The organism is Breoghania sp. (assembly GCF_030066895.1).
Taxonomy (GTDB): Bacteria; Pseudomonadota; Alphaproteobacteria; order Rhizobiales; family Stappiaceae; genus Breoghania.
The window spans coordinates 1-13,525 of the sequence record NZ_JASJAV010000012.1 but is presented as its reverse complement, the minus strand read 5'-3'; the positions used below and the strand labels follow the sequence as shown (position 1 = coordinate 13,525).

Annotated in this window: 13 protein-coding genes and 5 pseudogenes; 3 read left to right on the top strand and 15 right to left on the bottom strand. The window is 62.1% G+C overall.

What is annotated here, in order from left to right:
• Window positions 1-14: 14 nt before the first annotated feature.
• From QNJ43_RS13265 to QNJ43_RS13235, 7 genes and pseudogenes are all read right to left on the bottom strand, one after another.
• Window positions 15-907, bottom strand: a pseudogene (locus tag QNJ43_RS13265) (metal ABC transporter permease).
• Complete coding sequence (locus tag QNJ43_RS13260; protein ID WP_300470709.1) at window positions 904-1,824, bottom strand: manganese/iron ABC transporter ATP-binding protein; 921 nt, start codon at window positions 1,822-1,824, stop codon at window positions 904-906. The pseudogene QNJ43_RS13265 and the gene QNJ43_RS13260 overlap by 4 nt, the downstream one beginning before the upstream one ends.
• 32 nt (window positions 1,825-1,856) lie before the next feature.
• Window positions 1,857-2,725 (bottom strand): annotated as a pseudogene (locus QNJ43_RS13255) (metal ABC transporter substrate-binding protein).
• 267 nt (window positions 2,726-2,992) lie between these two features.
• Entirely contained in the window at window positions 2,993-4,531 is a 1,539-nt protein-coding gene (locus QNJ43_RS13250) for a murein L,D-transpeptidase family protein (protein ID WP_300470707.1), read from the bottom strand.
• Between the two features lie 486 nt (window positions 4,532-5,017).
• The gene (locus QNJ43_RS13245) at window positions 5,018-5,971 is read right to left on the bottom strand and encodes an acetyl-CoA carboxylase carboxyltransferase subunit alpha (protein WP_300470705.1); all 954 of its coding nucleotides are present in this window, start codon (window positions 5,969-5,971) and stop codon (window positions 5,018-5,020) included.
• Window positions 5,972-6,222: 251 nt separating this feature from the next.
• Window positions 6,223-6,384 carry a hypothetical protein gene (locus QNJ43_RS13240; RefSeq protein ID WP_300470702.1) on the bottom strand — a complete coding sequence of 54 codons (162 nt, stop codon included), beginning with the start codon at window positions 6,382-6,384 and terminating at the stop codon, window positions 6,223-6,225.
• 45 nt (window positions 6,385-6,429) lie between these two features.
• Window positions 6,430-6,912: pseudogene (locus tag QNJ43_RS13235) on the bottom strand (DUF3108 domain-containing protein); the annotation flags it as partial.
• 593 nt (window positions 6,913-7,505) lie between these two features.
• Between QNJ43_RS13235 and rpmB the strand changes: the two are divergent.
• Together rpmB and QNJ43_RS13225 are read left to right on the top strand one after the other, a co-directional pair.
• Window positions 7,506-7,799, top strand: a complete 294-nt coding sequence (rpmB, locus tag QNJ43_RS13230; RefSeq protein ID WP_300470700.1) for a 50S ribosomal protein L28 — start codon at window positions 7,506-7,508, stop codon at window positions 7,797-7,799.
• Window positions 7,800-7,990: 191 nt separating this feature from the next.
• A pseudogene (locus QNJ43_RS13225) lies at window positions 7,991-8,568 on the top strand (VUT family protein).
• Between the two features lie 94 nt (window positions 8,569-8,662).
• Here the strand turns inward: QNJ43_RS13225 and QNJ43_RS13220 are convergent.
• The 7 genes from QNJ43_RS13220 to QNJ43_RS13190 form a co-directional block, all read right to left on the bottom strand.
• Window positions 8,663-9,064 carry a GFA family protein gene (locus QNJ43_RS13220; protein WP_300470698.1) on the bottom strand — a complete coding sequence of 134 codons (402 nt, stop codon included), beginning with the start codon at window positions 9,062-9,064 and terminating at the stop codon, window positions 8,663-8,665.
• A gap of 64 nt (window positions 9,065-9,128) precedes the next feature.
• The gene (locus QNJ43_RS13215; RefSeq protein WP_300470695.1) at window positions 9,129-10,172 is read right to left on the bottom strand and encodes a thiolase family protein; all 1,044 of its coding nucleotides are present in this window, start codon (window positions 10,170-10,172) and stop codon (window positions 9,129-9,131) included.
• A complete protein-coding gene (locus QNJ43_RS13210; protein ID WP_300470693.1) occupies window positions 10,153-10,362 on the bottom strand; it encodes a hypothetical protein in 210 nt (69 codons plus the stop codon). Before QNJ43_RS13210 ends, QNJ43_RS13215 begins: the two co-directional genes overlap by 20 nt.
• A 444-nt stretch (window positions 10,363-10,806) precedes the next feature.
• Window positions 10,807-11,331, bottom strand: coding sequence for an AMP-binding protein (locus tag QNJ43_RS13205; RefSeq protein ID WP_300470691.1), 525 nt, complete (start codon window positions 11,329-11,331; stop codon window positions 10,807-10,809).
• Entirely contained in the window at window positions 11,325-11,483 is a 159-nt protein-coding gene (locus QNJ43_RS13200; RefSeq protein WP_300470689.1) for a hypothetical protein, read from the bottom strand. Before QNJ43_RS13200 ends, QNJ43_RS13205 begins: the two co-directional genes overlap by 7 nt.
• Window positions 11,453-12,127, bottom strand: a complete 675-nt coding sequence (locus tag QNJ43_RS13195) for an AMP-binding protein (protein ID WP_300470821.1) — start codon at window positions 12,125-12,127, stop codon at window positions 11,453-11,455. Before QNJ43_RS13195 ends, QNJ43_RS13200 begins: the two co-directional genes overlap by 31 nt.
• A 60-nt stretch (window positions 12,128-12,187) precedes the next feature.
• The gene (locus QNJ43_RS13190) at window positions 12,188-12,364 is read right to left on the bottom strand and encodes a hypothetical protein (RefSeq protein ID WP_300470687.1); all 177 of its coding nucleotides are present in this window, start codon (window positions 12,362-12,364) and stop codon (window positions 12,188-12,190) included.
• 509 nt (window positions 12,365-12,873) lie between these two features.
• Here QNJ43_RS13190 and QNJ43_RS13185 point away from each other — a divergent pair.
• Complete coding sequence (locus QNJ43_RS13185; RefSeq protein WP_346432977.1) at window positions 12,874-13,047, top strand: DUF2892 domain-containing protein; 174 nt, start codon at window positions 12,874-12,876, stop codon at window positions 13,045-13,047.
• Window positions 13,048-13,112: 65 nt separating this feature from the next.
• On the opposite strand, the pseudogene QNJ43_RS13180 reads toward QNJ43_RS13185, so the two are convergent.
• Window positions 13,113-13,525 (bottom strand): annotated as a pseudogene (locus QNJ43_RS13180) (DUF3237 family protein); the annotation flags it as partial.

Genomic DNA, 13,525 nt, shown 5'->3' with positions numbered 1-13,525 from the left:
GGAAAGCGTCTCGCTCATTCCGCAGCCTCCGGCTCGCTTGTAAGAGCGTCCGGCCGCTCCTCCCTCAATGCCGCACGGGCCTGCGCCCAGCTGGCCAGCATCCCGTGCTTGGGCGCAAAAATGAAGATGATCAGGAGATCGGCGTCTGCGCCACGACAATGATGCCGCCGGTCGCGCCGTCGAGAAAATAGCTCGCATAGGCGCCGAGAAAGCTCGTCACCGTGCCGATGGCAACGCTCGTGATGATGAGGCGGGGAAAGCGATCGCACAGCAGATAGGCCGTCGCCCCCGGCGTCACCACCATGGCGATGACGAGAAACGCGTCGACCGTTTGCAGCGCCGCCACCGTGGAGGCGGCCAGCAACGTGAAAAAAACGACCTTCAGCACCTCCGACTTCAAGCCGATGGAGCGCGCATGCGCCTCATCGAAGAAGGTCAGCATCAGCTCCTTTCAGTTTGCCAGCAGCACGGTGAGCGTCACGCCCACAATGACGGCAATCTGCAGCGTATCGCTCGGCGTAATCACCAGAATGTTGCCGAGAACGATGGTCTGCACGTTCACCGATGTCGGCGACAGCAAAACCATGAACAGGTCAAGCCCGAAGAAGGAGGTGAAGATCAGCCCAATGATCGCATCTTCCTTCAGCTTGGTGCGCTGGTTGAAGAACAGCATCGCACCCGCCGCCAGACCGCCCGCCAGAAACCCGCCGATGGAAAAGGGCAGCCCCAGCATGTAGGCCCCCGCGACACCCGGAACGATGGAATGCGACAACGCATCGCCGAGCAGCGACCAGCCCTTCAGCATGAGATAGGCGGAAAGAAACGCACACGTTCCGCCGACCAGAGCGGAAACCCACATGGCGTTGACCATGTAACCGTAAGCGAAAGGTTCGAGCGCCGTCGTCATCGCTGATGCTCCCCTTCGCGCGCGTCCTGGCTTCGGGCTTCATCCGCCTCCGCCATCGTACGCAGACGTCCGGTGTCGTCGCCGTACATGACTACCGGACGCTCGTCATCGGTGAAGACGGAGAGACGGCGCGGATCGTCATCATCGTGAAGAGCGGCACCGCCCAGCGTGAATTCGCGCAAGATCCCGCCGAAAGCGCGCTCCAGATTGGCGCGGGTGAAGACGTCGGCAATCGGACCGGAGGTGAGAATGGTGCGATTGATCAGCACCGCGCGGTCGCAGAATTCCGGCACCGAACCGAGATTGTACGTGGAAACGAGCATCACCTTGCCCTCGTCGCGCAGGGACTTCAGCAACTCGATGATCTGCGCCTCGGTGGTGACGTCGACGTCGGTGAACGGCTCGTCGAGCAGTATCACCTCGCCCTCCTGGGCAAGCGCGCGGGCGAGAAAGACGCGCTTCTTCTGGCCGCCCGACAATTCGCCGATCTGGCGCTTGCGAAACTCAGCCATGTTGACGCGCTCAACCGCGGCCTCGACCATCTCGTGATCGCGGCGGGTGGGAATGCGCAGCCAGTTCATGTGGCCATAGCGCCCCATCATCACTACGTCTTCCACCAGCACGGAGAAGTTCCAGTCCACGTCCTCGCTTTGCGGCACATAGGCAACGAGATTCCGGCGCTGGGCGCGGGCGCCCGAAATGCCGAGAATATCGACCGTTCCCGCCGCCAGCGGCACGAACCCCATGATCGCCTTGAACAACGTGGACTTGCCGGACCCGTTGACGCCGACGAGCGCGGTAATCGACCCGCGCGGAATGGTGAAGCTGGCATCGACCAGCGCCGTATGCCCGTTTCGATAGATCACCGTCACGTCCGACACGGCGAGGCCGTCGCCCGAAGGCGTGGCCTTGCTCATTTCGACGCCGGCAAGAGTTGCCTGCGATTTTGTCACTGCGCACTTTCTCCGTTCGCCGCAACCGTTGTTGTCAGCCCCTTGGCGATCGTCCCGGCCGTAACCTTGATCAGATCGAGATAGGTGGTGGGTACCGGCCCGTCAGCCTCGCTCAGACTGTCGACGTAGAGAACGCCGCCATAGGCCGCACCGGTTTCACCTGCAACCTGCTGGGCGGGCTTCGGCGAGATCGTGCTTTCGGAAAAGACGACGGTATCTTGTGGTCACGCACCGCATCGATAACCTTGCGCACCTGCTGGGGCGTGCCCTGCTGATCGGCGTTGATCGGCCAGAGATAGATTTCCTTGAGATCGAAATCTCACGCCAGATAGGAAAAGGCCCCTTCGCTCGTCACCAGCCAGCGCTTTTCTTCCGGAATGGCGGCAAGCTCCTCGCGCAGCGGCTTGGTCAGGTCCTCGATCTTCGCCGTATAGGCCACGGTATTGGCGTTGTAGGCATCCGCATTGTCCGGGTCGGCCTTCACCAAAGCTTTGCGGATATTTTCCACGTAGATCACGCCGTCGGACGGCGACATCTAGGCGTGCGGATTAGGCTTGCTCTCATAGGGCCCCTCGCCGATCGACATCGGCTCCACGCTCTCGCTCAGCACGACCTTCTCGACACCGGAGAGATTGTTGAAGAACTTGTCGAACCACAGTTCCAGATTGAGCCCGTTATAGAGGATCAGATCGGCCCCTTGCGCGCGCAGGATATCGCCGGGCGTGGGTTGGTAATTGTGGATCTCGGCGCCGGGTTTGGTGATCGAGACGACCTCGGCGTGATCGCCGGCCACGTTGCGCGCCATGTCGGCCAGAATGGTGAATCTGGTCGCGACCTTCAGCTTCGCCTCAGCCGCGCTGCCCATCCCGATCGCGGCTACAAGTCCGACAGCAATGCCCAACACAGCACTCCATCGCTTCGGGTCTGACAACTCGATCATTCATCCTCCGATCTCGCCCGCCGCGGGAAATCGGGGGCCAATTCATGCAAATTAGAATCACTTTACATTATGGCAATGACATTAAATTGCAAATGCAAATCGTTTGCAACTGAGAAAGTGTATGAGAGGGAAATTCGTGGGTTGAGGGCAGGAATGGGGGATCGTGGCGGCGTGGAGCTCGGGGACATGCCCTCAAGCAACAGAATGCGAAAAGTCGCGGGGATGGGCCCCACCAAAACCGATACCAAGCCGCTCGCAGCCGGGCCCCAAAGGCCCCACACCACGCCCCGAACGCAAGAAATCCTCAAAAAAAATCAGAACAACGCGCACCACCTCAATCGGCGGATTTGCCGAAGCTGAACCAGCGCGAAACCATTTTGGAGACCTTGGAGCCGGTGCCTTCCTCGGCACTGTCCTTCGTCTCCTCGCCGGTCTCCGCTTTCTTGGGCAAGGGCCGTCGGAGTGGCGTCGGCATTCGCTTGCGCGACCGCTTCGTTGTCCTGCACCGGGCCCGACCGCGGCCTTCGGCATCTGAGCCCCCTCGGGGCGCTCGGAAGCAGGCGCCACAGGAGATGCCGCACGATCCTTGCCCATGAAGAGATTGGAGAAGAACCCGCTGCCCTCATCAGCCTTGGAACTGCTCACCCGCTGCGGATTGCCCGCAGGCACCGGGGCGCCCGGTGCGGGTGTGCCGTCGGGCGTCGCGTAGGAAAGCACGGACCCGGTCGTATCGACCTTTTCTCCGCGCGCTTCCTCACCGGCCTCGTTACCCGGACCGAACAACTTGGCGATCGACGTGTCGCCGTCCTTCCACTCTTCCTCGCGCCCGCGCCGCGCCGCAAGCTGGGCAACGATTTCCGCCATCTTCTGGTCGTCGGCCTTTTCCTTGGCCGCCACCGCCACGCGCAGCGGCTCCGGCACCTCATAGGCCGGGCAGGCACGGGTGGCATCGAAACGGGCGTCGCTTTCCTCCGGCTGGGCATCGAACACATAACGCCGGTCACACACGTCGACCTTGGGCGGAATATGGGTGATCGCGAAGTGGTCGTATCCGCGCTTCAGCACGCGCCAGAAGGGCATGTTCTCGTCGTTGGCGTGCTTGGCCATGTTCTCCGCCGTCATGCGGAAGGGAAAGGCCTCGAGCTGAAAGTCCCGCTGACCGCCGCGAAACGCCTCGCGCGCCAGCGAATAGATCTCCTGGATCTGTTCGTCGGTCATGGCGTAGCAGCCGCGCGACGAACACGCCCCGTGCACCATCAGATTGGAGCCGGTGCGCCCGAGCGAACGGTCATAGGCATTGGGAAAGCCGGTGTTGAAGGACAGGTGATAGGAGGAATTCGGGTTCATCTGCGCCGGGCGGATCGTATAGAAGCCCTCCGGCGCCTGACGGTCGCCTTCCTTCTTCTTTGGGCCGAGCTTTCCCGACCACTTGCAGATATCGTAGCCCTTCAACAGCGCGTAGCGGCCGGTCTTGGTTTGCTTCCACACTTCCAGTTTCGATTCTTCCTTGAAAAGGCGAACCAATATCGGGCCGGACGCCTTCATGTTCTTGGCCTGCATCTCGGCCTTGATCGCATGGGAAAGAGGGCGTTCCGCCTTGGCGCCGTAGCCGAGTTCATCCGCCTGGCAGCCCGCCAGCGCCACAAGCCCTGCCGCGATCAGGCCCCAGCGCGCAACCGATCTGATCCGGTCGCGAAACCGGCAGATGGCGAAATGCGCATGCCCGCTCAAGGCGCGATTCAGATCGTGATTCCGCGCGCGGTGCAGACCCTGTGCGCCAGCCTTGCGAAACCCGTCACAAGCAGACATGTGTCCACCTCAATACTCGCCGACGCCCGCGCTCTTCAGGCTGCAGGCCCCGTCCATGCTGACCGTTCACCGCTCGTCTGCCGGTCCCCAATTCCGGCACCCACGTCCTGCCTCAGGCAGGCCGTCGCGCCGCGCGTTCATCGCTGCGGCGGCACTGCGGGAACAGGTAAAATGTATTCCGTTAACCTTTCGCAAAGGTTTACAGGCCCGGGAAAATTAGTCCGCTCCCGTCGACGACGCCATATCCGACTTTCCGCAACCGACGGAAATCCCGGATAAAACGGCCCTTCTCCTCGCCTTGCGGCATCCCAGCGGCACCGGAAACGTAGACGCACGCGCTCCCGTCCCGCAAGGCACAACCCGCCATGCAAGCTCAATCGAATTTGAATCCGGCGATATGATGACGGTTCAGAGGTTCCGGCCGATAACCAGGAACTTTTCGTGACGCTGGCGGCGGACCGCATCGGCCGACTGGCCGTCGAATGCGCCAAGCGCGCGCTCAAGCGCATCGCCCGCACTGCCGATCGCCTTTTCCGGGTCGCGATGGGCGCCGCCCATGGGCTCGGGCACGATCTCGTCGATGACGCCCAGCTTGCTGAGGTCCTGGGCGGTGATCTTCATGTTGGCCGCAGCATCCTGAGCCCGCGCGCTGTCGCGCCACAGGATCGAGGCCGCCCCTTCCGGCGAGATCACCGAGTAGATGGAATGTTCCATCATGATGACGCGGTTGGCCGTGGCGATGGCGATGGCTCCGCCCGAGCCGCCCTCACCGATGATCAGCGCCGCATTGGGAACGCCGAGCTTCAAGCATGCCTCGGTGGAACGCGCGATCGCCTCCGCCTGGCCGCGTTCCTCCGCGCCGATGCCGGGATAGGCGCCGGCAGTATCGACGAAGGAGATGACGGACAGGCCGAACCGGTCGGCCATTTCCATGATGCGCACCGCCTTGCGGTAGCCTTCCGGCCGCGCCATGCCGAAATTGTGCTTCAGCCGCGACTGCGTGTCGTGGCCCTTTTCCTGACCGATGATGGCCACCCGCCGCCCGCGGAACCGGCCGATGCCGGTCACTACCGCCGCATCCTCGGCATACTTGCGATCACCCGCCAGCGGCGTGAAGTCCTCGATCAGATGGTCAATGTAGTCCGCGGCATGCGACCTGTCGGGATGACGCGCGACCAATGCCTTCTGCCAGGGGGTCAGCTTGGCGTAGATGTCCTTGAGTGCCTGGTTGGCCTTCGACTCAAGATGGGAAATTTCTTCATCCACATCGACGGCGGCGTCATTTCCGCTCATCGTGCGTAACTCCTGGACCTTACCTTCGAGATCGGCGACCGGTTTTTCGAATTCCAGATAGCTACGCATCACATTTTCCGCTCGTGGAAGGTCAGCACTTTGCGGCACATGCCGATGCCCGTCTTCGGCCGACATATGCGATCGAGGGCAGGCACCTCAACGCGGCGCAACACTGGCCGCACTATCCATATCTGTCAAGCGACCAGGTAAGGCAAGTGCGTGAAACGATTAAGAACGGGATTCAAGTTCCGTAACGTCGCGTGAAACAAAGGCGTGGAAGGACGCGGCATACGTGTGGGCGCGGCCGTCCCTGCGATTCTTCAGCGCACTGACTGCTGGCGTTCGCGTTCGCGCATCGTCAACTGACGCGCACTCACCACGATATCGCCGCTCATGGTCCTGAGTGAAATGCGATAAGGCACGAGCAACGTGGTATCGGCAACGGGCGCCAGCCAGATCTCGATATGCTTGTTCGCGGCCATGTACTGAACCGAACGCTTGTTCGGACGATGCCCGGCGACCGGGATCTAGCGCGCACCGCACACCACCACCGGCCCGTCATAGCCGTGCCCGGACACGTTCTCGATGCGCCGGTAGGAGAGCTGCACGTCATAGCGCTGCCAACCGTCGAAGATCGGAATCCGCCGGTCGCAGGCATCGGCCGACAGCTCGCCCCGCCCGCGCGCCATCGGCATCAATGCCGCCGACAGATGATCGACCACGTCGGAACGATGGGGCTGGGTGACGGGAATGCGATCGGGCCGCTTTTTCAGATGCGGGATCACCGCGAAATCGCACACCCGCCCGCGTCCCATGTCCATGGACACCCGCGAGGATACCTCCGCCTCCTCCGCGATCATGGAATATTTGGTCGGAATCACGTGGGCGCCGTTCAGCTGCCCTTTGCTCTCCGCATTCGATTTGAAGGCCACGAAAAGCCTGACGATGCCCGACGTGCGGAAGCCCACCCGCGCATCGTAGGCATTGCCATTGAGGTCCACCGACAGCGTCCCCTTGGCAAAGGTTCAGACCGGAAAAGTAAATGTCGTAGATCGCGCCAAGCCGGGTTCCGCGCGGCGCGACATCGGCTGGCGTTCCCAGCACCATCCAGAGCCCGAGCACGCAGACAAGCCCCGGCAGTGCGCTCGCAACACCGAGGAAAGGAAACCGACCGAACTTCCTGAACACGCTCGAAACCTCCGAACGGAAGGGGCGTCTGTTCAGAGTACCCGTTCCGCGAAATTTACGGAATAGCCATTAACCACAAAGGCGAGTCCCATGAGCCATCAGGGACGCAATCCGTGAAGGGACGATTGTTTCGCATCATGGTAACTGGAACCTTAACAAGACGAGAAGAAACGCCCGAATGTCGGAATCCGCCTCTCTCGCTCATTCGGCCTTGACGCCACGGGGGGACCTCACTACTCTTGAGGAGAGTTCCCGGCGGGGTGGACCTCTGCCTTTTACCACTCACTCCACTCGTCCACTATGGACGAGAGCGACCACTCCGGGGCCTGGACCATCGGCTGCATTCTTCGGCCTCGACGAGGTGTTTGTGAGTCGCGCAGGCGACTTCGAGCGTTAATTAAGAAAGGGTGTTCCCATGGCCCGACGGTGCGAACTCACCGGCAAGGGCGTGTTGACCGGCAACAATGTCAGCCACGCGAACAACAGGTCGCGTCGCCGCTTCTTGCCGAACCTGTGCAACGTCACGCTCATCAGCGACACGCTCGGTCGTTCGTTCAGCCTGCGTATTTCCGCTCACGCACTGCGTTCGGTGGAGCATCGCGGCGGTCTCGACGCGTTCCTGGGCAAGGCCAAGACCGAAGCTCTGTCGCTGAAGGCCGCTCAGCTAAAGCGCGAGATCAAGCGCAAGCAGCAGGCTGCCTCGGCCTGAGCCCGGATGCCGACGGCGCATCACGCGACGTTGCTCGGCTTACATTTCCGGCTTGAATTCTAGGATTCGCGATACGGCGGGCGCCTTCTTGTCAGGGCGCCCACTGTATCTGTGTGTTCTGACGAAGGTAGGCTCCCATGTCCCCGACACAACCTTTCTCGGCCCGCTTCCTGGCGCTCGACGTCGCAGCGATGGCCGTTGTCGTGCCGCCTCCAACATCCTAGTCCAGTATCCCTTCCAGGTGACGATCGGCAGCTACGACCTGGCTGATCTGCTGACCTGGGGCGCCTTTACCTATCCGGCCGCCTTCCTGGTGACCGATCTCACCAACCGCCGTTTCAGGCCTTCGGCTGCGCGCCGGATCGTGTTCGTCGGTTTCTGCGTGGCGGTCATCCTGTCGGTGGCGCTGTCGGATCCGCGCATTGCGCTGGCGTCCGGGTCCGCCTTCCTGGTGGCGCAGATGCTGGACATCTTCGTTTTCGACCGGCTGCGCCGTTTGAGCTGGTGGAAGGCGCCGTTAACCTCCTCCCTGCTCGGCTCGATCCTGGATACGGTGGTGTTTTTCGGCGTGGCCTTCGCCTTCCTCGGCCATGGCGACGCTTTCGCCGCCGGTCAGGCGCCGCTCCTGGGCCTTTTCTTGCTTGAGGCCCCGCGCTGGATCTTCTGGGCGATCGGCGACTTCTCGGTCAAGATGACCGTGTCCCTGACGCTGCTGGTGCCCTATCGGGTGTTGATGGAATTCATCCGCCCGATGCCGCAGACCGCTTAAGGCCGCGAAGGCATCGATGGAATGAGAAACAATAGACGCCTAAGGCGCCCGTTTTCGTATCCGGCCCTGTCAGATCCTTCGCGACACGTCGCGCTCACGCGGTCTCGCTTGCGGGAAGATCGTTCACCTCGCCAATCCATGACGGGGAGGAGCGACACCGGGCCCGACGCACGGGTTTGAGTTCCTCGCACTGCCTGATGGTGCCCCAGCGAAGAGCCAGCCGACCCTCGTCCTCGCCCACACCGCGCGAATAGATCGGCGTGCCGCAATCGGCACAGAAGGCCTGCTGCCGCGATCGCCCGCTCTGCGCAGTTTTCATGTAGATCTTCGGCTTAGCCGAAAGCCGCACCTTCGCTACCTCCGCCGGCACGACGATCCGGTAGGGCGATCCGCTCAGGACCTGACAGTCGGTGCAGTTGCAGACGTAGACCTTCTCCGGATCCACGTCCACTTCAAAGGTAATTGCACCGCAATGGCACCCACCCTCGATACGCATGCAATGTGTCCTCCCACGTTGGATGCGCAGTGTCAGGGCGCGGCACGCTTCGGGCAAGCGGCAATCAGTTCACCGCCGCCGTGTTCTCGACCAGAAGCGCGATCCCCTGCCCGCCGCCGATGCAGGCCGAGGCCACGCCGTAGCGCTTCAGCTCGCGCGCCACGGTGAGCGACAGGCGAACGCCCGCCGCCCCCAGCGGATGGCCTATGGCAATCGCCCCGCCATTGACGTTGACGCAGTCCTCATCGAGCCCCAGTTCCCGGATGCAAGCGAGAATCTGCGCACCGAAGGTCTCGTTGATCTCGATCCGGTCGATCTCGGAGATCGGCACGCCGGTAAGTTCCGACAGCCGCGAGATGGCGGGCGCCAGACCGATGTCCATGATCTCCGGCGGCACGCCGACCGAGACCCCGGCGACGATTCGCGCCAACGACACCTTGCCGGCCTTCTTCGCATAATCGCCCGAACACACGATCGTGCCCGCGGCCCCGTCGACCACGGCCGACGAATTGCCGCCCGTCTGCACGCCCCCGAAGGCCAAACGGATCTTGGTCAACACCTCCAGCGGCGAAGGACGGACATGGCTGTCGCCCTCCACCGCCTCGACCTTGCGCGGCAGCTTGATGCCGCGATCATTGTAGCCTTCCAGCGCGAAGAGCTCCGAGGCCACCGGGACGATCTCGCCATCGAAGAAACCGGCGTCGCGTGCAGCAACCGCCCGCTTGAACGAGCGCGCGGCGAAGCGATCCACCTCCTCACGGGTGATCTGGTAGCGCTTGGTGAGATTTTCCGCCGTATCTCCCATGGTGCAGGAGCAGGAGGGATCGAGCAACGCCTCCCACAGGAAGTCCTTGAACTCCACCTGACCCATGCGGAAGCCGCCGTAATGAGTATAGTCGGCAATCGGATTGCGACTCATCGATTCCGCGCCCACGCACAAGGCGGCATTGGCCCGACCCAGCGAGACGGTATCGGCGGCCTGCATCACCACCTCGATCCCGGTACCGCACACGCGCTGCACCAGATGGGCGGGCACGTCCTGCGGCACGCCGGAATAAAGCCCCACATGGCGCGGCAGCATGTAGACGTCATAGCTCGCCTGAGCCATATTGCCGCAAACGACCGTGCCGACTATCGGCCGAATCGATGCCGCTCTTCTTAAGAGCTGCCCGGCCCGCCTTGATGCCGAGATCGATCGGCGAGATCAGCCCCAGCGCGCCGTTATAGTCGACAAACGGCGTGCGCGCCCCGTCAAGCAGCCAGGCATCGGAAAAGGTGGGACAAAAGCCTGCGGCCATCGGTATCTCCTCAAACTCTCCGGCTTTCCGTGCCGGTCGTCCTAACTCGAATGTCGCTTCGGGAAGGGGACCTCGCCCTCCCCTCGATTATCATCCCCGCGCAGGCGGGAATCCAGTAACCACAGGGAGCGGTTATCGTGCACAACTGACCCGTCTCTGGAATGCTGGATCCCCGCCTTCGCGGGGATGACAACATTCGGAAAACCGCCGATCTCTCCCCCCTCACCCGATCTCGATTAAATGCGCCGGGCATGGCTCCTCGTAGAGCTCCTCCACCAGCGCCGTGCGTGTCGCCAGAACAGCGCGCTGATTGATCGAACCCCTTGTCGGTCACCTCGCCCGCATCGATGAACGGCGACTCCTCCAGGTCATCAGTCGCTTGATCCGGTTAGACAAGCCCGTCGCCTCTGCCACCATGGCCTTCAGCAGGAATGTGAATTCCGATCATAGATGCGGATGGCGCAGGACATCCGCCGCGCTCGCATCGCGCCCCAGATCGCTCGCCAGACGCCGACAGGCCTCGAGATCGGGAAAGACCATCGCGGTCACGCCATCCCGGTTGAGCCCGGCGATCACCACGTCGCGCGCATAAGGGGAAAAGTGATTGAGAAAGTTCGCTCGCAGCGGCCCCACGCTGACCCACGTGCCGATCGCCAGCTTGAATTCCTCCGCCACGCGACCATCGAAGAAGAAGCCCAGATCGGGGCGCGCCGGGTCGACGAATTTCAGCGCATCGCCCAGCCTGTAGAAGCCTTCCTCATCGAAGGCCTTGGTTGTGTTGACGGTATCGCGCCAGTAGCCGGACGTGATGTTGGGGCCCTTGAGCCGGGCCTCCAGCTTGCCGTTAACAGGGGCAAGCTTCAGTTCCAGCCCCGGCACAAGCATGCCGACACGGCCCGACGCTGTCGTCTCCGGCGAGCACGACAGCGCAAACGGCGCGCTTTCCGTTGCTCCAAGCCCCGTCAGCATGACGATCTTCTTGCCCGTCTCGCGGCAGCAATCGCGATTTCATCGAGCGCATTCCACACCGGCTCGGAAAGCCGGGCACCGGCAAAAAAATTGAGCTTCAGTCGGGCGAAGAATTTCTCCCTCAGATCCGGCTCCGCCTCCAGGTACGGCACCAGCGCCTCGTAGCCCTTCGGCACGTTGAAATAGACCGTGGGGCGAGATCTCGCGCAGGTTGCGGACTGTTTCCTCGATGCCGCCGGGCATCGGCTTGCCTTCGTCGATATAGAGCCGTGCCGCCGTTGAACAGCACCAGCCCCACATTGTGATTGCCGCCGAAGGTGTGGTTCCAGGGCAGCCAGTCGACGATGACGAGCGGCTCGCCCTTCAGAAAGGCCAGAACCGTATTCAGCATCACCTGATTGGAGGTGAGCACGCGCTGGGTGTTGATGACGCCTTTCGGCAACCCGGTGGAACCGGAGGTGAACAGGAACTTGGCGATCGTATCGAGTCCGACCACCGCATGCGTGGCATCGACGGCTGCACTCTCGGAAGTTTCGGTGAGTGCTGCGAACAGCGTAGTCTCGCGACCGCGCTGCGGATTTTCGGTGACGACCACCTCCGCATCCGGCGGCACCACGGCCTCGATCGCACCGGCAAACCGCGTCCCATAGGCAGCGAAGACGAGCCCCGGCGTCAGCAGATTGATGATATGGCGCAGCCTCGCGTGATCGGTCGAAAACGTTGAATAGGAAGGAAAAATCGGCGCGTAAGGCACCCCGGCATAAAGGCAGGCGAGCCCGAGCAGCGCATGCTCGATATCGTTGCCGGACAGGATAGCGACCGGCCGATCGGCACTTAAATTACGGTTGATCAGCCCTTACGCGATGCGCCGCACCACGGCGCGCGTCTCGGCATAGGACACCTCGCGCCACGCCCCGGCCTGCGCCTTGTCGCGCATCACGATGAAAGTGCGATCGGGTGCGATTTCGGCCCAATGATCGAGCCGCTCAGTCAGCTTTTCCGGATACGGCCAGATCGACAGCGCGATAGGCATCGAGCCGGAATTCCGGCTCGGCAATGGCTTGAAATGCCCTGGACACGTCGCCCTCCCTGCTTGGCGTCCATATATCGACGGATCCGGCTCCTCCCGCCCGTCGTCCCAATATTGTTATTCCATGTAACAATTATGCGCAATGGTAAACGTAGGGGAAGAATTGGGCTCCGATTTATCCCCGCACAAGCTTCTGAAATGGCACAGGCGACGTCGCGTTTCGCGCGATTTGACGCCTGCTAGAAATTTCATCATCGCCGAGGGAAATTCGAACGGGATTCGAGAAGAATTGTAATCTCCTTCAAAATGAACGTTTTAACCTGTTCCAGGTGTATCGATTTCATATTATAAAATTCGAATTCATCTATATGGTGCGGAGCACCACCTAACCGCATCCCCTATCTAACCCACATGTTCCGACGCAGAAAAAGCGTCCGCAAACAGCCGCCGTCGCAGTATTCTGGCGTGCGGCTAAGGAGGAGTTTGAAAGCACGGCAGGAATTTCCGCGAATATGGGATCGGCGGACCGCGTCATCGTGGACATCACGCTCATCGACTTTGCGCTGGCCGGCTCGGCCGATATCGCCTGGAAATGGGTGGGCTGGATCGGCGTCGTGCCGCTCGTCACCGCCTTGATAGGCTGGTGCCCACTCTATACGGTACTCGGCATCAAGACCAAGAGCTGAGCCCCAAGCTCGCGAAGATCCGCGGGGCGCTCCCCGAAACGTCTCCCGAAAGCGCCCCACTTCCCTCACAAAACCTCGTAAAAGGTCAGCGTCACCGACGCCTTCTGCCGCCCGCCCGTGCCGACCACCAACGTATAATTGAGCCAGGCATAGCGCGGATCTCCGGTCTCGAATTGCGGCGTGGTGCGCATGTAATAGAGCGAGGGATCGACCTCCTCGCCGCGCGCAAGCTGCGCGATCACATCGGCCGGACCGCGCCGATAGCCGAAGTCGCGAATATCGATGACCGCCCCGTCATGGGTCTCGATCATGTAGCGCGCATCGAGTTCGGCCGACCCGTCGGCAAAGACCGTCTGTCAGTCAGCCCCGCCGTTCAGAATGCGTCCCGACAGCCGCTCTCCGGTAACCGTTCCGCCGATGATCGGGATGATCCTGCGCCTTCCGGGGGGGGGGGGGGGGGGGGGGGGGGGGGGGGGGG